Consider the following 17,943-nt stretch of genomic DNA (forward strand, 5'->3'; position numbering starts at 1 on the left):
GGGCCAGATATGAAAATCCCACAGCCGCCTGCAAGGCGACTGTGGGATCGGTGCAGCACGCAACCGTGTTACTTGATCCGCTGGCCCGGCTTGGCGCCGCTGTCGGGGCTCAGCAGGTAGATTTCCTCACCGCCGGGGCCCGCTGCCATGACCATGCCTTCGGAAATACCGAAGCGCATTTTGCGCGGCTTGAGGTTGGCGATCATCATGGTCAGCCGGCCCTCGAGCTTGGCTGGATCCGGATAGGCGCTCTTGATGCCCGAGAACACGTTGCGTTGCTCATCGCCGATGTCCAGGGTCAGGCGCAGCAGTTTGTCGGCACCTTCTACGGCCTCGGCCTTGACGATCAGCGCTACGCGCAGGTCAACGGCGGCAAACGCGTCGAATTCGATTTCCGGCGACAACGGGTCCTTGGCCAACTCGCCGTTTCCGGCTGGGGCGCCGGTGTCGGTCTGGCTGGCGGTGAGGTCTTCCTTGGAGGCGTCGGTCATGGCTTGCACCTTGGCGGGGTCGATACGGGTCATCAACGGCTTGAACTCGTTCAACTGATGGTTGCTTAACAGCGTCTGGTGATCGTTCCAGGTCAGCGGCGCGACGTTGAGGAACGCCTCGGCATCGGCGGCCAGCAATGGCAGCACCGGCTTGAGGAAAATCACCAACTGGCGGAACAGGTTGATACCCAGGGCACAGATGGCCTGGACTTCGTCCTGCTTGCCTTCCTGCTTGGCCAGCGACCACGGGGCCTTGTCGGCGATCCAGGCGTTGGCACGGTCGGCCAGGCCCATGATCTCGCGCATGGCACGGGCAAAGTCACGACCTTCATACGCTTCGGCGATGCTGGGCGCCGCCGCCAGGAAGGCGTCGGTCAGTTCCGGCGCGGCGTTGCCGGCCACCAGCACGCCCGCGTTGCCTTTGTGGATGAAACCGGCGCAGCGGCTGGCGATGTTGACGACCTTGCCCACCAGGTCGGAGTTGACCTTCTGCACGAAGTCCTCGAGGTTCAGGTCCAGGTCGTCGACGCCACGGCCAAGCTTGGCCGCGTAGTAGTAGCGCAGGTATTCCGGCGACAAGTGATCCAGGTAGGTCCGGGCCTTGATGAAGGTGCCACGGGACTTGGACATTTTCTGGCCGTTGACGGTCAGGTAGCCGTGTACGTTGATGCCAGTCGGTTTGCGATAGCCGGCGCCTTCGAGCATCGCCGGCCAGAACAGCGCGTGGAAATTGACGATGTCCTTGCCGATGAAGTGATACACCTCGGCAGTGGAGTCCTTCGCCCAGAACGCATCGAAGTCCAGCGCCGGCGTCCGGTCGCAGAGGTTTTTGAAGCTCGCCATGTAGCCGATGGGCGCGTCCAGCCATACGTAGAAATATTTGCCGGGCTCACCGGGAATTTCGAAGCCGAAGTACGGCGCATCGCGGGAAATGTCCCATTCCTGCAGGCCGGAATCGAGCCACTCGGCGAGCTTGTTGGCAACCGCGTCCTGCAGCGTGCCGCTGCGGGTCCAGGCTTGCAGCATCTGCTGGAAATCCGGCAGCTTGAAGAAGAAGTGCTGGGAGTCCTTCAGCACCGGCGTGGCGCCGGAAATCGCCGACTTCGGGTCTTTCAGGTCGGTGGGTGCGTAGGTGGCGCCGCATTTTTCGCAGTTGTCGCCGTACTGGTCTTCGGTGCCGCACTTGGGGCAGGTGCCCTTGATGAAGCGGTCGGCCAGGAACATTTTCTTTTCCGGGTCGAAATACTGGGTGACCGAGCGGGTGGAGATATGGCCGGCGTCACGCAGCTTCAGGTAGATCTGGCTCGACAGCTCACGGTTTTCTTCGGCGTGAGTGGAGTGGAAATTGTCGAAGTCCACCAGGAACTCGGCAAAGTCGGCGCTGTGTTCAGCCTGGACGTTGGCGATCAGTTGTTCCGGGGTGATGCCTTCTTTTTCCGCGCGCAACATGATGGCCGAACCGTGGGCGTCGTCGGCGCAGACATAGATGCATTGGTTGCCGCGATGTTTCTGGAAGCGCGTCCACATATCGGTCTGGATGTATTCCAGCATATGGCCGAGGTGAATCGAACCATTGGCGTAGGGCAGGGCGCTGGTGACGAGAATCTTGCGTGGCTCGGACATGGGGCTCGGCTACTTGATGAAACGGAGGTCGGCCACTATAAAGCGCTGGCGGCTTTTTTTCACCCTGTGAGCCTGTTTCCGAATGCTGGCAGGGCTTCTGTAGCGAGGGAGCTTGCTCCCGCTGGGGGGCGAAGCCGCCCCAAAATGGTTGTGCGCCCTGATAACTGGGCTGAGTCAGCCTTAAGGCGACTGCTGTGCAGTCGAGCGGGAGCAGGCTCCCTCGCCACACAGGCACGCGCGGCGTAGGATAGCGGCCTGTTTTTCAAGTCTTGCTATCGGAGTTGCCCATGAGCGCCGTCAATCGCGCAGCGGTGGAAGCCGTTCTTCGCCAGTACACCGACCCCTACCTGAACCAGGACCCGATCAGCGCCGGATGCGTGCGCGCCATCGATATCCAGGGCGATCGCGTCAGCGTCCAGCTGGAAATCGGCTACGCCGCCGATCTGTTCAAGGGCGGTTGGGCGCAGATGCTGCAAATGGCCATCGAGTCCCTGGACGGCGTAACGGCTGCCAAGGTCGAAGTCACCAGCGTGATCGCCGCCCACAAGGCCCAGGCGCAGGTGCCGGGGTTGGCGAACGTCAAGAATGTGATCGCCGTGGCGTCGGGCAAGGGCGGCGTGGGCAAGTCCACCACCGCCGCCAACCTGGCCCTGGCCCTGGCCCGTGAAGGGGCGAAGGTCGGGATTCTCGACGCGGACATCTACGGTCCGAGCCAAGGCATCATGTTCGGCATTGCCGAAGGCACGCGCCCGCAGATCAAGGAACAGAAGTGGTTCGTCCCGCTCGAGTCCCATGGCGTGGAAGTCATGTCCATGGCCTTCCTCACCGACGACAACACGCCGATGGTCTGGCGCGGCCCGATGGTGTCCGGCGCCTTGCTGCAGTTGGTCACGCAAACCGCCTGGGGCGACCTGGATTACCTGGTGATCGACATGCCGCCAGGCACTGGCGACATCCAATTGACCCTGGCGCAGAAAGTCCCGGTGGCCGGCGCGGTGATCGTCACCACTCCCCAGGATTTGGCGCTGCTGGACGCGCGTAAAGGTGTCGAAATGTTCCGCAAGGTGAACATTCCGGTGCTGGGCGTCGTGGAGAACATGGCCGTGCACATTTGCTCCAACTGCGGGCATGCCGAGCATCTGTTCGGTGAAGGCGGCGGGGAAAAACTGGCGACCCAGTACGGCGTCGAACTGCTGGCCTCGCTGCCGCTGTCGATGCTCATCCGCGAACAGGCCGACGGCGGCAAGCCCACGGTCATCGCCGAACCGGACAGCCAGATCGCCATGGTCTACCAGGAACTGGCCCGCCACGTCGGCGCGCGGATCGTGTTGCAGGAAGCAGCCTCGCCGGCGATGCCGAACATCACCGTCAGCGACGATTAATTACGCGCTGGCTCTGTGGGAGCGGGCTTGCTCGCGAATGCGGTAGAGCATCAACTTATCTGTTGAATGACACACCGCCTTCGCGGGCAAGCCCGCTCCCACATTTGGTTTTCGCGGAGTTTAGATCCGCAACCCGCCATCCATCTCCAGGATCCGACCGGTGTAGTAGTCGTTTTCGAAGATATAGGCTGCCGAATGGGCGATCTCTTCGGGCTTGCCCATGCGCTTGAGCGGAATCCCCGAAGTCATTTTTTCCAGGGCCTCGGGTTTCATGCCCAGGGTCATCTCGGTTTCGATGAAGCCCGGTGCGATGCCCGCGACACGAATGCCGTAGCGTGCCAGTTCCTTGGCCCAGGTCACGGTGGCGGCGGCCACACCGGCCTTGGCGGCCGAGTAGTTGGTCTGGCCGACATTGCCGGCGCGGGAGATCGACGAAATATTGATGATCGCGCCGCTGTTCTTCAGCTCGACCATTTTCGCCGCCACTTCACGGGTGCAGAGGAATACACCGGTCAGGTTGACGTCGATGACCGCCTGCCACTGGGCCAGGCTCATCTTGGTCATTTCGCCATCCTTGACCTTCAGCAGCAGGCCGTCGCGCAGGATCCCGGCGTTGTTGATCAGGCCATGTACCGCGCCGAAATCCTCGGCCACCCGGGCGACCATGTCGCTCACCTGTTCTTCATTGGCAACGTTGCACAGGTACGACCGGGCCTCGACGCCCTTGGCCACGCACGCGGCAACGGCCTGGTCGAGTTTTTCCTGGTTGAGGTCCACCAGGGCCAGCTTTGCGCCTTTGCCGGCCAGGTACTCGGCCATGGAGCGGCCCAAACCCTGGCAACCGCCGGTGATAATGATTACTTTGTCGGTGAGTTGCATTTCGTATGTCCCGGGCAGAACGATGGATAAGGTCCTTTGAAAGCTTCTCGATCTGCGACGTGCAGCCTGGCTGCGCAGAACTGCCCCGACGACTCGCTGGAACATTGCCCAGCTGTCCGACCGGTTTTTAAACGGATTTCATCAAAGGAGTCATAAATTGAGCGTTGACGCTGCCAAGCATGCACGAGAATTGCTGCTCAAGGAATACCGTGGAATGCTCTCCACCCATTCCAAATCCATGCCCGGTTTTCCGTTCGGCTCCGTCGTACCGTATTGCCTGGACGAGCAGGGCCGGCCGCTGATCCTGATCAGTCGAATCGCCCAGCACACCCACAACCTGCAAAAAGATCCCAAGTGCTCGATGCTGGTGGGGGAGCGGGGCGCCGAGGATGTGCAGGCTGTCGGGCGCCTGACCTACCTGGCCGAAGCGCAGCAATTGCAGGATGAAGCCGCTATCGACGCCGCCGCTGAGCGCTACTACCGTTATTTCCCCGACTCCCGTAACTACCACAAGGCCCATGATTTCGATTTCTGGGTGCTCAATCCGGTGCGTCATCGCTATATCGGTGGCTTTGGCGCCATCCACTGGCTCGACCAGGTCACCCTCGCCAACCCGTTCGCCGGCAAGGCCGAGGCGGGCATGATCGAGCATATGAACGCTGATCACGCCAAGGCCATCGCCCATTACGTGGAACTGGCCGGCCTGCCGACAACCGAGCCGGCGCAAATGGTGGGCATCGACAGCGAAGGCATGCATTTGCGCATTGGCCAGGGCTTGTATTGGCTGGCTTTCCAAGCACCCTGCAACACGCCGACACAAGTGCGCGAAGCCTTGGTTTATCTGGCTCACGCCGTCCATTGGCCGAAAAAAGCTGAGGCCGACGCTTGATTTCACGAAAGGGCGACGTCATTTAAGGTTTCATAGCAAGGCATTCTTGCGTTGAGGAACCATTTGATGCGCCCTTTTTTGTTGCTCTTTCTGCTGTTCCCGGTGTTGGAGCTGTTCGTATTCGTCAAGATCAGCGGTGCGATCGGGTTTTTCCCGGCGCTGCTGCTGGTCATTCTAGGCACGATGCTCGGTGTGTTCGTGCTGCGTATCGCCGGCCTCGCCACCGCATTGCGTGCCCGTGAAAGCCTGAGCCGTGGCGAACTGCCGGCCCAGACCATGCTTGAAGGCCTGATGCTGGCCTTGGGTGGCGGCCTGCTGATCCTGCCTGGCTTTATCAGCGACGTGGTGGGCCTGGTGCTGCTGTTGCCTTTCACCCGTCGATTGCTGGCCAATAAAATGCGCCAGCGCGCCGAAGAGCAGGCGATGCGCCAGCGGGCCTTTGCCGATGACCTGCAGCCACGTGGCGGTCCGGCTCCGCGCGAGCCCGTGGGCCGCGACCCCCAGGTGATCGAAGGCGAATTCGAACACCGCGACTCCAAGTAAAAAACTGCGCACGGCACCTTCGGGTGCCGTGTTCGTTTCAAGCCATCGAGCTAAAAAATTTTCTACCCCGCCCTTGTAATCGGCTTGCCCGCCCTTATGTATGGGTCACCGCAAGGTTTCCGGTGGCAACACCGGACAGACTTCCGCGGTTCGACTGACGAACCGCACCCGGCTTTGCCGGCTTTGTAAAACCCGCCGGGACTACACCGGCCGATGAAAACCAAAAATTAGGAGAGATCGACAATGAAGCTTCGTCCTCTGCATGACCGCGTCGTCGTCCGTCGCAGCGAAGAAGAAAAGAAAACCGCTGGCGGTATCGTCCTGCCAGGTTCGGCTGCCGAAAAGCCAAACCAGGGTGAAGTTCTCGCTGTTGGCCCAGGCAAAGCACTGGAAAACGGTGAAGTACGTGCGCTGTCCGTGAAAGTGGGTGACAAGGTTGTTTTCGGCCCTTACTCCGGTAGCAACACCGTGAAAGTAGATGGCGAAGACCTGCTGGTGATCGGCGAAAGCGAAATCCTCGCTGTCATCGAAGGCTGATACCCCCGCTCATTTTCCCGCTACTACCAAAGTATTTAAGGAATATCGATCATGGCTGCTAAAGAAGTTAAATTCGGCGACTCCGCCCGCAAGAAAATGCTCACCGGTGTCAACATCCTGGCTGATGCAGTAAAAGCGACCCTGGGCCCGAAAGGCCGTAACGTGATCATCGAGAAGAGCTTCGGCGCTCCGACCATCACCAAGGACGGCGTTTCCGTAGCCAAGGAAATCGAACTGGAAGACCGTTTCGAAAACATGGGCGCGCAGCTGGTCAAAGACGTTGCCTCCCGTGCCAACGATGACGCTGGCGACGGCACCACCACCGCCACCGTTCTGGCTCAGGCCATCGTCAACGAAGGCTACAAAGCCGTCGCTGCCGGCATGAACCCGATGGACCTCAAGCGCGGTATCGACAAGGCGACCATCGCCATCGTTGCCGAACTGAAAAACCTGTCCAAGCCATGCGCTGACACCAAGGCTATCGCTCAGGTAGGTACTATTTCCGCCAACTCCGACAGCTCCATCGGCGACATCATTGCCGAAGCCATGGAAAAAGTTGGTAAAGAAGGCGTGATCACCGTTGAGGAAGGCTCGGGCCTGGAAAACGAACTGTCGGTTGTAGAAGGCATGCAGTTCGACCGTGGCTACCTGTCCCCGTACTTCGTCAACAAGCCGGACACCATGGTTGCCGAGCTGGACAGCCCGCTGATCCTGCTGGTCGACAAAAAGATCTCCAACATCCGCGAAATGTTGCCAGTACTGGAAGCCGTCGCCAAAGCCGGCCGCCCACTGCTGATCGTTTCCGAAGACGTTGAAGGCGAAGCCCTGGCGACCCTGGTCGTGAACAACATGCGTGGCATCGTCAAAGTCGCAGCCGTCAAGGCTCCAGGCTTCGGCGACCGTCGCAAGGCCATGCTGCAGGACATCGCCGTATTGACCGGCGGTACCGTTATCTCCGAAGAGATCGGCCTGAGCCTGGAAAGCGCCACCCTGGAAAACCTGGGTAGCGCCAAGCGCGTGACCATCTCCAAGGAAAACACCATCATCGTTGACGGTGCTGGCGTTGAAGGCGACATCGAGTCGCGTATCGCTCAGATCCGCGCCCAGGTTGCCGAGACTTCCTCGGACTACGACCGTGAAAAACTGCAAGAGCGTCTGGCCAAGCTGTCCGGTGGCGTTGCAGTGATCAAGGTTGGCGCTGGTTCCGAAGTCGAAATGAAAGAGAAGAAGGCCCGCGTTGAAGACGCCCTGCACGCAACCCGTGCAGCCGTTGAAGAAGGCGTGGTACCTGGCGGTGGCGTTGCGCTGATCCGTGCTCTGGAAGCCCTGACCGGCCTGACCGGCGACAACGCCGACCAGAACGTCGGTATCGCAGTACTGCGCCGTGCCGTTGAAGCACCGCTGCGCCAGATCGCTGCCAACTCCGGCGACGAGCCAAGCGTTGTGGTCAACGAAGTCAAGAACGGCAAAGGTAACTACGGTTACAACGCTGCGACTGGCGTCTACGGCGACATGATCGAAATGGGCATCCTGGACCCAACCAAGGTGACCCGTTCCGCGCTGCAGGCAGCATCTTCCATCGGCGGCCTGATCCTGACCACCGAAGCGGCGATCGCTGATGCACCGAAGAAAGACAGCGGTGCTGGCGGCGGTATGCCAGACATGGGCGGCATGGGTGGCATGGGCGGCATGATGTAAGCCAGCCTTACCCCTGTAGCGAAAAACCCCGCCTTGCGAAAGCAGGCGGGGTTTTTTATTGCCTTGGGTTTACCCCGGTTTATGAAATACACGGGTTCCCTGTGGGAGCGGGCAAGCTCGCTCCCACAGGGATATGTATTTTCAAGCATTTACAGGCAAGGTGGCGGCTACAGACCCGGCCTTTAAAGCCGGGCGATACAGGATGAAGTAATAACAGCCCAGGCAGATCAGCCAACAGAATACGGCGGTCCACACATTGTGGGAAAAGAAGTGTGCGCCCTGCATCATGCGGCCGATGGAGAACACCGTTCCCAGGGTGAAGGCAAAGATGAGTGCCTGGCGCGCCAGGCGCGGACGGCGGTCACGCAATACGAAGAACAGCGCGAACAGCGTGAACCCGGTGGCGGCATGCCCCCCGGGCCAGCAGCGGCCGGGTTTATCGGTGGCCGGGCGTGGGCTCAGCAGTTCACTGTAGGTTTCCTTGCCCCCGAACTCCTTCAGGCTCCAGGGGCATTGCACTGCTGTCACCGCTTTCATTGGCGTGACGAAAGACGTCGCCAGCGCCAGGGAGAGCACCAGGCAGCCCAGTTCTCGCTTGAACGGCTTGAGCCGGGGCACAAAAAACGCGCTTATGAACCCGACGATGGAAAACACCGAGAAGGCGATGACCACCTGCTTCGCCCGGTCGTGGAGAATATCTTCCAGGAAATAACTGTGACGTCCGATGAAGGTGCCCACGGCCGGATCATAGAACAATCGGGCCAGGACCATGTCCAGATCGGTCCACTCCAGCAGAACCAGGATGACCGCTGTGACGGCGGGAATGGCAAGGCATAGCCAAAAGTTCAATGGGCGAGGGGCGGAACATATGACGCTTGATGACATGACAGGTCCTGAACAATGAAAGCGCCCCAGGGCATCAGCCTGGGGCAGTTCGGTTAACGTTCGCTGATTTGCTCGACACCCTCCTTGGGTGCCTTCCAGCCAAGCAGCTGTTGCTTGAAGCCATAACTGGCGGTTTGGTAATACGTGATTGCGCGTTTGATCAACGGATCGTCGCCGGTTGCCTTGGACTCGCGGCTCTCGGTCAGCGCATCGTCATGCCGTCGCAGACCCTGGCGCGGACTGAGAATTGCCAGATCCTTGCCATCGAACAGACCCAGGTGTTGGTAATTGCCCACGACAACGCGGGGTGGCGTCGGGTTGTCCTGCAACAGGTTGCGACCGAAGAACGTTGATTGATAATCCAGGTTCAGTAATCCAAGCAAGGTGGGCGCGAGATCGATCTGACTGGCCAGTTGGTCGCTCTCCCGCGGTTCGATCAGCTTCGGCGCGTAGATGAACAGCGGGATCTGATAGTTGCTGATCGGCAGGTCTTCCTTCCCTGCGCTGCCGGCGGTGTGGTCGGCGACGAAGACGAAGAGGGTGTTATCGAACCACGGTTTTTGCCGCGCCTGTTCCAGAAACTGACCGATGGCGTAATCGGTGTACTTTACCGCGCCATCACGGCCATTGCCGGATTTGATGTCTATCCGGTTATCGGGATAGGTGTAGGGGCGGTGATTGGAGGTCGTCATCAACTGCAGCAAGAAGGGCTGTTGCTTGGCGAAATTGGCATCGGCCAGCTTCAGTGTCTGTTTATACAGATCCTCATCGGCCATGCCCCAGGCATTTTTGAAATGGATCTCGGATTCGTCGATGCTGCTCTGATCGACAACCCGATAACCGTTGCCGCTGAAGAATGCATTCATGTTGTCGAAGTAACCGCGTCCGCCATAGACAAATACGCTGTCGTAACCGACTGCGCTCAATTGCTGGCCCAGGCTGGCAAAACCGCTCTCACGCCCGATGCGCTTGACGATCGAACGCCCCGGGGTTGGGGGGATAGCCAGGGTGATGGCTTCCAGGCCACGGTCGGTGCGAGTGCCCGTGGCGTAGAAATTGTTGAAATACAGGCTCTGTTTACGCAAGGCGTCCAGGTTGGGCGTCAAGTCGCGTTTGTCGCCATTGCTGCCCAGGTATTTGGCGCTAAGGCTTTCGATGGTCACCAGCACGATGTTCGGTTTACGGGGGGTGCCAGGGTTGTCGATCATTCGACGGATGTCTTGCGGGTCTTCACCGATGAAACGGGTATTGGGCTCGTTCAATTCGGCACGTATCTGCTGGGCCACAGTGGCCGGGGTCAGGCTGCTGTAGAACTGTCCGTAGTCCAGCTCGTTGTTACGGAATGCGGCGAAGAACTGATACGGGCCGTTGCTCGCCAGTTCGTTCTGGTAGGCATTACCGCCGTGGGCGCGCGGAGCGTCCTGGCTAAGCAACTGTAGGCTCAACCCGGCCATGGCCAGCAGGCCCAACGCGCCGAACAGGCGGCCTCTGATAGGCGGTAACGGGGCGCTCAGGGCGGCATTGAAGGATTTGCGCAAGGCCAGGCTCAAGCCCACGGCCAGCACGGCGAGAATCGTCAGCAGGGTGCCGATCGGATACGACTCCAGCACGTTATTGAGCACTTCGTCGGAATAGACCAGGTAGTCAACAGCGATGAAATTGAAGCGCACGCCGAATTCATCCCAAAAAAGCCATTCGGCCACAGAGGTGAACAGCATGATGAAAATACTCACGGTCAAAAGCGCTTGAAGGAACCAGCGGTGACCGCGACGGCGCCATAAGGCCGGAGGGCAAAGCAGCAGATACAGGCCCATCGGCAGGATCGCATAGGCAAGGAAACCCAGGTCATACAGCAGGCCGATGCCGAACGTGGAAACGCTGAATCCCGCCGCCTCATCCAGATGGGTCAGTAACAAAACGGTTCGGGTCAGGAAAAAAATCGACAGCCAGATGCCGATGATCAGCAGCAGAAGGCGCATTGGCGCCATTTTAATAAAGTCCATTTACTACATTTCCTTATTAGATCAATCCGATAGTGCGAGAGTGTTGCCTTGTGACTGTAGTCAGTTTGTGAATCGATAGTGAAAAATCCATAAAAAAAACTGATGGAATGAAGGTCATGGCTGGCGCGCCGCAAGGCCTAGCCCTGAGTCGGCATTGGCCGTAAGCTGCGCGGGCCAAGATGGCTGTTAACGTGTACGCAGAGGTGCCCATGCGAATTCTATTGGTCGAAGACAACCGCGATATCCTGGCCAACCTGGCCGACTACCTGGGCCTCAAGGGCTATACCGTCGATTGCGCCCAGGACGGTTTGTCGGGGTTGCACCTGGCCGCTACCGAGCACTACGACCTGATCGTGTTGGACATCATGCTGCCGGGCATCGATGGCTATACCCTGTGCAAGCGCCTGCGCGAAGACGCCCGGCGCGACACGCCGGTGATCATGCTCACAGCCCGGGATCAATTGGATGATCGCCTGCAAGGCTTCAAGTCCGGCGCCGATGACTACCTGATCAAGCCTTTTGCCTTGTCGGAGCTGGCGGCACGGATCGAAGCCGTCATGCGTCGGGCCCAGGGCGGCGGCCGTCGGGCCTTGCAGGTCAGCGACCTGACCTACGACCTCGATACCCTTGAGGTGACCCGCCAGGGCAAACTGCTCAAGCTCAACCCTGTAGGCCTCAAGCTGCTGGCGGTGTTGATGCAGAAAAGCCCTCATGTGCTGCGCCGGGAAATTCTCGAAGAAGCATTGTGGGGTGATGATTGCCCGGACAGCGACAGCCTGCGCAGCCACGTCCACCAATTGCGCCAGGTGATCGACAAACCGTTCGACAAACCGCTGTTGCACACCGTACACGGCGTCGGCTATCGCCTGGCCGAGGGCCGAGATGGAGTTTAAGCAGAGCCTTGCTCAACGGATCATTATCGCTTTCGCGCTGATGAGCGCGTTGGTGGCAGGAGCATTCGCCATGGGCATCGTGGCGACGGTTCACTTGGTGGAAGAGAAACTGATTTCCGCCGGGCTTGGCGGCGATCTGCAACGCCTGCTGTTGATGGACAGCGTCTCTGACTGGAGCCATCGTCCGGAACCCGACCAGCTGTTTTATTTCAGTGGCGGTCCCGGTGACTTCGAGCTGCCCAAGGATCTGCGTCATCTGGAGCGCGGTTTCCACGAGGTGTTTCGCGAACAGTTGTCGTATCACGCCATGGTCGAAGTCGTCGACGGTCGACACTACGTGCTGTTGCAAGACCAGAGCGATTTCGAGGAGCGCGAACGGGTGTTGTTCGCCGTGGTGCTGGTGGGCTTCGTGCTCAGCCTGGCGCTGGCGGTTTTCCTCGGTTGGGTGCTGGCGCGCCGGGTAATGGCGCCCGTGGTTCGCCTCGCCCGGCAAGTGCGTCATCGCGATCAACTGCTGGGGCTCGCTCCGCCGCTGGCACCGGATTATGCCGCCGATGAGGTGGGTGAGCTGGCGGTGGCGTTCGACGCAACGCTGGGACGGTTACGCCAGGCCCTGACGCGCGAGCGGTTGTTTACCAGCGACGTGAGCCACGAGTTGCGTACGCCGTTGATGGTCTTGGCGACTTCATGCGAGTTGCTGTTGGAGAACCCGGCGCTGGACCAGCGTGGCCGTACCCAGGTCGAGCGTATCAACCGAGCCAGCGAAGAAATGCGCGAGCTGGTGCAAACCTTTCTGATGCTCGCCAGGGCCCAACGTGAAGACAACGGCATGTCGCCTCGCTTGACCCTTGGACAGGTGGCGGAGAACCTCATTGGTGTGTGGCGCGCTGCCATCGAATCCAAAGGCCTGACGCTGGTCTTCGTACCGGGGCACCCCGTCGATACCCTGTATAACGCCACATTCCTGACGGCAGTGATGGGCAATCTGTTGCGCAATGCCTTGCACTACACCGATCAGGGGTTTATCCGCCTCTCACTGTCCGCCACCGGATTTGTGGTCGAGGACAGTGGCGTGGGCATTCCCGAAGAGAAGCGCGAGGCGATGTTCGAGCCGTTCGTGCGCGGTAATGAACAGCGCGGCGAAGGGCTTGGGCTGGGGCTTTCCCTGGTGCAACGAATCTGCGAGAACCAAGGCTGGACGGTGAGCCTCAGCACAATGGAGCCCAACGGTTGCCGCTTCGAGGTGCAGCTGGACCCAGGAGCCTGACAGCTTCGATTGAAAAATCTTGTAACCATTGCGTCAGTCAAATGACTTCTTTTTCACAAATAGATGACATGGGGATTCATAAGGTTGAGCTGATCAGTTATGGAGCTCTTCCCCATGTCCAAACCCATCAAGCTCGATTTTTCTGAAAAGTACGACGAGCAACATGCCCGTAAATATTTTCAAAAGCATCGTAGCGGTCTGAGTCGTCGCCTTTCCAACCTTCGTGATCAACAACTGGCCCGGCACGCACTGGCGCTCGCCGGTGACCCGGGGCTGGTATTGGATTTGCCCTGTGGCGCGGGGCGTTTCTGGCCCTTATTGGCCGAAAAGCCGAATCGCGTCATCATTGGCGCGGACAATTCCGAGGCCATGCTCAAGACTGCTTTGGAGGCTCAACCGGCGGATGTCGTAAAACGGGTACAACCCTTGCACACTTCTGCGTTCGACATTGCGTTACCTGATAATGCCGTCGACAGCATTTTTTGCATGCGCCTGTTGCATCACATCGGTCAAGCCGAGCACCGCCTGGCGATCCTCAAGGAGTTCGGGCGCGTGAGTCGTGACAGTGTGATTGTTTCGTTATGGGTCGATGGTAATTTCAAGGCCTGGAAACGCAAGCGTCAGGAACGCACTCGTGGGCAGAAAGACTACCAGAATCGATTTGTGTTACCGGTTGCTACAGTAGAAGAAGAGTTTCGGCAGGCCGGGTTTCGCATTCAGGAACGACTGGACTTTCTACCGCTCTATGCCATGTGGCGAGTTTATGTATTACGCAAGAGGTAATGGCATGGGTATACAAGCAGCAGAGACATCAACGACCCCCCTCGATGACTTCGAGCATTTCTGGAGCCAGCAGGGGGAGTGGGTGGAAGAACCCAACGTGCGTCGCGGCGGTGAAAGCGGTGTGCAACGGATCAGGAGCAAGGACGGCAAGCTGCTTTATGCCAAGCGTCAGACCGGACATATTTATCGCAGTTGGTTGCACCCATTCGGTCGACCGACGGTGCTGCGCGAGCAGGATGCACTGCTGGCGTTGACCCGGCTCGATGTGCGTGTTCCCCAGCTGATTTTCTGTGGCGCCCAGCGGGACCCGGTTCATAAGTGGCGAGCGCTGCTGGTGACCAAGGCGCTCGACGGCTTTGAAGAAATCGAACACTGGTATGCCGCAGGTGGGCGCGAGCGTCACGGTGAAGCGGTGCATGATCAAATGCTCCAGGCACTGGCTGAAAGCCTGGCTCGCATGCACAAGGGCCGTTGGCAGCATGGCTGCATCTACATCAAGCACGTTTTTGTGCGTGTGACGGGAGAAGGCGAGGCGGCCAAACCCGAGGTGGCCTTGCTTGATTTCGAGAAGTGTCGCCAGCGCCTGACCGCTCAGCGAGCGGCTTCCCACGACATGAAGCAACTGCGGCGCCATTCGTCGTTCAGCGATGCCGACTGGAAAAAACTCGTCTACTTTTATGAGGCGGCGTTTGGCAGCGCTATCAAAGGTTTATAGCCATGAAACTAGAAATTGCTAGAGGTGTGTTTTTAGTGGGAGCCCTGGCAGTTGCATCGATGGCGGTGGCTGTCTGGGAGCAGCCACGCGCGCAGATCCTTAGTGTGTCCAATGCTGATGCGCACTGTCCTTTGCCACGCGTGGCGAAGGCCAGTGAGGCGATCCGGCCGGACAACGATCTGCTGCTGTTCATGTTCAGTCTTTCCCAGGGGATGAAGCCGCAGAGTTGAGCATCATGGAACCAGGATAAAAGGCCTCGCTTGTGCGAGGCTTTTTTTTGGATTTTTCCCACTTGCCACAAGTCTCCAGCAGGACCCGATGCCTCAGGGTTTGTCCGGCTTGGCCAGCAAGGTGTAGACGCAGGGCAGCACGAACAGCGTAAATAACGTACCGATCGACATGCCCGTGGCGATCACCGTGCCGATGTCGAAGCGGCTCACCGCGCCGGCACCTGTGGCGAGGATCAACGGCACCATGCCAAACACCATGGCTGCGGTGGTCATCAACACCGGCCGCAGACGAATCGACGCTGCCAGTTCCACGGCTTCGCGCGGCGTCAGGCCCTGTTCCTTGCGCAACTGGTTGGCGAACTCGACGATCAGGATCCCATGCTTGCTGATCAGGCCGATCAGCGTCACCAGGCCCACCTGGGTATAGATGTTCATGCTTGACCAGCCGAGGAACAGCGGAATCAATGCGCCGCAAATGGACAGCGGTACCGTCACCAGGATCACCAGCGGGTCGCGGAAGCTCTCGAACTGGGCGGCCAGTACCAGGAAGATGATTGCCAGGGCCAGGGCAAAGGTGACCCACAGCGCGCTGCCCTCCTGTACGAACTGCCGCGAAGCCCCGGCGTAATCGAAGGCGAAGCCCACCGGAGCCTCCTCCCGGGCGATCTGGCGGACCGTCTCGATGGCTTCACCCATGCTCACGATGGGAAAGCCTGAGATCGTCACCGCGTTGAGCTGCTGGAACTGATTCAGTTGTCGCGGTCGCGCCCGGTCGCTGACCTTGATCAGGGTCGACAGCGGCAAGGACTCGCCCTTGGCATTTTTTACGTAGTAGTTGTTCAACCGGTCCGGATTGTCCCGAAATGATCGCTCGACCTGGGCAATGACCTTGTAGCTACGCCCCTCGATGGTGAAACGATTGATTTCCGCCTCACCTAGCAGGGTCGCCAGTGTGCCGCCCAGGTCCTGCATCGAAACGCCCATCTGGGCCGCCTTGGCGCGATCGATATCGACCACGACCTCGGGTTTGTCGAACGCAAGGTCGATATCCATGAAGGCGAATTTGCCCGATTCCAAGGCGCGTTTCTTCACGCGTTCGGCGATCTCCAGCAGCGTGGCGTAATCCTTCGGCGAATTGATGACGAAGGCGAATGGCAGGCCTTCGCCGGTGCCGGGCAATGAGGGCAGGTTGAACCCGAAGATTTGCAAGCCAGGAATAGTCTCCAGCTTGGCCTGGACCTCTGGCAGGATTTCCATCTGGGTGCGGCTGCGTTCGTTCCAGGGCTTGAGCAGGAAGCCGCCGATGCCGGACTGCACACCGTTGTAGCCGTTGATCTGGAACGAGGAATAGTATTCGGGGAATTCCTTGAAGATGGTGAGGAAGTGGTCGGTGTAGGCGTTCAGGTAGTCGAGGTTGGTCGTCTTCGGGGCGTTGGCCATCATGAAGATGATGCCCTGGTCTTCGTCGGGCGCCAGTTCGGACTTGGTGAACATGATCAGCACCGGAATCAGCAGCAGTATGATCCCGGCAAACACCAGCACCACCGGCCGGGAATTGAGTGTGCCGTGAAGCAGGCGCTGGTAGCGGTTCTTCAAGCGTTCGAAAATCACGTCCAGCCGATGGGCCAGCCCAGACGGGTTTTCGTCATGGCGCAACAGCATCGCGCACATCATCGGCGAGAGGGTCAGGGCGACGATTCCGGAAATCACTACCGCCCCCGCCAGGGTCAAGGCGAACTCCTTGAACAAGGCCCCCGTCAGGCCTTGCAGCAGGCCGATCGGCGCGTACACCGCCGCCAGCGTGATGGTCATCGAGACCACCGGCATGGCGATTTCCCGGGCGCCTTCGATTGCGGCGTCAAAGGGCGTCTTGCCCTCCTCGATGTGCCGATGGATGTTCTCCACCACGACGATGGCGTCGTCCACCACCAGGCCAATGGCAAGCACCATGGCCAGCAGCGTCAGCAGGTTCATCGAGTAGCCCATCAACTGCATGAAGAACATCACGCCGATCATCGACAGAGGGATGGTCACCACGGGGATCAGCACTGAACGCAAGGCGCCGAGGAACAGGAACACCACGACGATGACGATCAGCACCGCCTCGAACAGGGTTTTCACCACCTCGTCGATGGATGCCTGGATGAACAGGGTGGCGTCGTAGGCGATCTCGGCCTTGAGATTGGTCGGCAACTGGGCCTCCATCTCCGGCATGATCTTGCGCACTTCCTTGATGACATCGAGCGGGTTCGCGCCGGGCGTGGCCTTGATCCCGATGTACACCGAGGGCGTGCCACCGAAGGAGCTGATGGTGTCGTAATTCTCGGCGCCCATTTCCACGCGAGCCACGTCCCGCAGCAGTACGCGGCTGTCCCCGTCGGTCTTGAGCGGGATCGCTGCGAAGGCCTCGGCCGACTTGAGTTCGGTGTTGGCGTTGATGCTGGTGACGACGTACTCGCCCTTGACTTCACCGGCAGCGGAAAGGAAGTTGTGCTGGCGCACGGCGTTGGTCACGTCGGCGGCGGTCAGGCCAAAACCGGCGAGCTTGACCGGGTCCAGCCACAGGCGCATGGCAAAGACCTGGTTGCCAAGGATTTCTGCCTCAGCCATGCCAGGCAGCGTCGCGAGCTTGGGCTGGATAACCCGTGACAGGTAATCGGTAATCTGCGGGTTGTTCAGTTCCTTGCTGAAGAAACTGATGTACATCAGCGCCGAGGCATCGGCCGCCTCGCGACTGAGGACCGGGTCCTCGGCGTCCTGGGGCAACTGGTTCTTGACCTCGTTGGCCTTGGCCAGCAGTTCGGTAAAGAGTCGGTCGCTGTTGGAGCCGATGCGGGCGTAGACCGAGATCACCGAGAAGTTCTGCCGGCTGACCGACGTCATGTAGTCGATGCCCTCGGCACTGGCCAGGCTCTGTTGCATCGGTTGGGTGATGTAGCCCTGGATGGTTTCGGCGTTTGCCCCGGGGTAGGCGGTGGTCACCGTGATCAGGGCGTTCTCCATTTGTGGATACTGCCGCAGCGGCAGCTTGCTCCAGGCCTGGAAGCCCAGCAGCACGATCAACAGGCTGACCACGGTAGCGAGCACCGGACGGCGGATGAACGGATCGGTAAAAGCCATGGGGG

Annotated in this window: 15 protein-coding genes; 10 read left to right on the top strand and 5 right to left on the bottom strand. The window is 59.6% G+C overall.

The genetic code is table 11. The features are described from left to right. Positions 1-68: 68 nt before the first annotated feature. Positions 69-2,114, bottom strand: a complete 2,046-nt coding sequence (metG, locus tag AD663_RS05630; RefSeq protein ID WP_053213414.1) for a methionine--tRNA ligase — start codon at positions 2,112-2,114, stop codon at positions 69-71. A 287-nt stretch (positions 2,115-2,401) separates the two neighbouring features. Here metG and apbC point away from each other — a divergent pair, with 287 nt between their 5' ends. After that, complete coding sequence (apbC, locus tag AD663_RS05635) at positions 2,402-3,496, top strand: iron-sulfur cluster carrier protein ApbC (protein WP_053213415.1); 1,095 nt, start codon at positions 2,402-2,404, stop codon at positions 3,494-3,496. Positions 3,497-3,616: 120 nt separating this feature from the next. Here apbC and AD663_RS05640 read toward each other — a convergent pair whose 3' ends face one another. Then, positions 3,617-4,375, bottom strand: a complete 759-nt coding sequence (locus tag AD663_RS05640) for an SDR family oxidoreductase (RefSeq protein ID WP_003178736.1) — start codon at positions 4,373-4,375, stop codon at positions 3,617-3,619. A gap of 157 nt (positions 4,376-4,532) precedes the next feature. Here AD663_RS05640 and AD663_RS05645 point away from each other — a divergent pair, with 157 nt between their 5' ends. The 4 genes from AD663_RS05645 (at position 4,533) to groL (ending at position 8,042) form a co-directional block, all read left to right on the top strand. Further along, positions 4,533-5,264, top strand: coding sequence for a HugZ family protein (locus AD663_RS05645; protein ID WP_053213416.1), 732 nt, complete (start codon positions 4,533-4,535; stop codon positions 5,262-5,264). Between the two features lie 66 nt (positions 5,265-5,330). Continuing rightward, entirely contained in the window at positions 5,331-5,807 is a 477-nt protein-coding gene (locus AD663_RS05650) for an FxsA family protein (RefSeq protein ID WP_003178741.1), read from the top strand. A gap of 243 nt (positions 5,808-6,050) precedes the next feature. Next, entirely contained in the window at positions 6,051-6,344 is a 294-nt protein-coding gene (locus AD663_RS05655; RefSeq protein ID WP_003178744.1) for a co-chaperone GroES, read from the top strand. Between the two features lie 51 nt (positions 6,345-6,395). Continuing rightward, positions 6,396-8,042 carry a chaperonin GroEL gene (gene groL, locus AD663_RS05660; RefSeq protein WP_003178748.1) on the top strand — a complete coding sequence of 549 codons (1,647 nt, stop codon included), beginning with the start codon at positions 6,396-6,398 and terminating at the stop codon, positions 8,040-8,042. Positions 8,043-8,183: 141 nt separating this feature from the next. Here groL and AD663_RS05665 read toward each other — a convergent pair whose 3' ends face one another. Continuing rightward, entirely contained in the window at positions 8,184-8,927 is a 744-nt protein-coding gene (locus AD663_RS05665; RefSeq protein WP_003178750.1) for a phosphatase PAP2 family protein, read from the bottom strand. A gap of 53 nt (positions 8,928-8,980) precedes the next feature. Further along, positions 8,981-10,930 carry an LTA synthase family protein gene (locus tag AD663_RS05670; protein ID WP_053213417.1) on the bottom strand — a complete coding sequence of 650 codons (1,950 nt, stop codon included), beginning with the start codon at positions 10,928-10,930 and terminating at the stop codon, positions 8,981-8,983. 209 nt (positions 10,931-11,139) lie between these two features. Here AD663_RS05670 and colR point away from each other — a divergent pair, with 209 nt between their 5' ends. The 5 genes from colR to AD663_RS05695 all read left to right on the top strand — a co-directional run bounded on the left by colR (position 11,140) and on the right by AD663_RS05695 (position 14,818). After that, a complete protein-coding gene (colR, locus tag AD663_RS05675; RefSeq protein ID WP_003178755.1) occupies positions 11,140-11,823 on the top strand; it encodes a two-component system response regulator ColR in 684 nt (227 codons plus the stop codon). Further along, the gene (locus AD663_RS05680) at positions 11,813-13,090 is read left to right on the top strand and encodes a HAMP domain-containing sensor histidine kinase (protein ID WP_053213418.1); all 1,278 of its coding nucleotides are present in this window, start codon (positions 11,813-11,815) and stop codon (positions 13,088-13,090) included. The genes colR and AD663_RS05680 overlap by 11 nt, the downstream gene beginning before the upstream one ends. 114 nt (positions 13,091-13,204) lie before the next feature. Beyond that, complete coding sequence (locus AD663_RS05685; RefSeq protein ID WP_003178759.1) at positions 13,205-13,873, top strand: class I SAM-dependent methyltransferase; 669 nt, start codon at positions 13,205-13,207, stop codon at positions 13,871-13,873. A 4-nt stretch (positions 13,874-13,877) separates the two neighbouring features. After that, positions 13,878-14,588 (top strand): lipopolysaccharide kinase InaA family protein, encoded by a 711-nt coding sequence (locus AD663_RS05690; RefSeq protein WP_003178761.1) that lies wholly within the window; start codon positions 13,878-13,880, stop codon positions 14,586-14,588. 2 nt (positions 14,589-14,590) lie between these two features. Further along, entirely contained in the window at positions 14,591-14,818 is a 228-nt protein-coding gene (locus tag AD663_RS05695) for a hypothetical protein (RefSeq protein WP_033045933.1), read from the top strand. A gap of 93 nt (positions 14,819-14,911) precedes the next feature. On the opposite strand, the gene AD663_RS05700 is transcribed toward AD663_RS05695, so the two are convergent. Then, on the bottom strand, positions 14,912-17,938 hold the full coding sequence (locus AD663_RS05700; RefSeq protein ID WP_003178765.1) for a multidrug efflux RND transporter permease subunit: 3,027 nt from the start codon (positions 17,936-17,938) through the stop codon (positions 14,912-14,914). Positions 17,939-17,943 lie beyond the last annotated feature (5 nt).

The organism is Pseudomonas sp. Q12-87 (assembly GCF_001269755.1).
GTDB classification, from domain to species: Bacteria; Pseudomonadota; Gammaproteobacteria; order Pseudomonadales; family Pseudomonadaceae; genus Aquipseudomonas; species Aquipseudomonas fluorescens_S.

Bases quoted from the DNA above. Each gene is read 5' to 3' on its own strand.
- metG (WP_053213414.1), bottom strand. From the start codon at position 2,114: ATGTCCGAGCCACGCAAGATTCTCGTCACCAGCGCCCTGCCCTACGCC.
- apbC (WP_053213415.1), top strand. From the start codon at position 2,402: ATGAGCGCCGTCAATCGCGCAGCGGTGGAAGCCGTTCTTCGCCAGTAC.
- AD663_RS05640 (WP_003178736.1), bottom strand. From the start codon at position 4,375: ATGCAACTCACCGACAAAGTAATCATTATCACCGGCGGTTGCCAGGGT.
- AD663_RS05650 (WP_003178741.1), top strand. From the start codon at position 5,331: ATGCGCCCTTTTTTGTTGCTCTTTCTGCTGTTCCCGGTGTTGGAGCTG.
- AD663_RS05655 (WP_003178744.1), top strand. From the start codon at position 6,051: ATGAAGCTTCGTCCTCTGCATGACCGCGTCGTCGTCCGTCGCAGCGAA.
- groL (WP_003178748.1), top strand. From the start codon at position 6,396: ATGGCTGCTAAAGAAGTTAAATTCGGCGACTCCGCCCGCAAGAAAATG.
- AD663_RS05665 (WP_003178750.1), bottom strand. From the start codon at position 8,927: ATGTCATCAAGCGTCATATGTTCCGCCCCTCGCCCATTGAACTTTTGG.
- AD663_RS05670 (WP_053213417.1), bottom strand. From the start codon at position 10,930: ATGGACTTTATTAAAATGGCGCCAATGCGCCTTCTGCTGCTGATCATC.
- colR (WP_003178755.1), top strand. From the start codon at position 11,140: ATGCGAATTCTATTGGTCGAAGACAACCGCGATATCCTGGCCAACCTG.
- AD663_RS05680 (WP_053213418.1), top strand. From the start codon at position 11,813: ATGGAGTTTAAGCAGAGCCTTGCTCAACGGATCATTATCGCTTTCGCG.
- AD663_RS05685 (WP_003178759.1), top strand. From the start codon at position 13,205: ATGTCCAAACCCATCAAGCTCGATTTTTCTGAAAAGTACGACGAGCAA.
- AD663_RS05690 (WP_003178761.1), top strand. From the start codon at position 13,878: ATGGGTATACAAGCAGCAGAGACATCAACGACCCCCCTCGATGACTTC.
- AD663_RS05695 (WP_033045933.1), top strand. From the start codon at position 14,591: ATGAAACTAGAAATTGCTAGAGGTGTGTTTTTAGTGGGAGCCCTGGCA.
- AD663_RS05700 (WP_003178765.1), bottom strand. From the start codon at position 17,938: ATGGCTTTTACCGATCCGTTCATCCGCCGTCCGGTGCTCGCTACCGTG.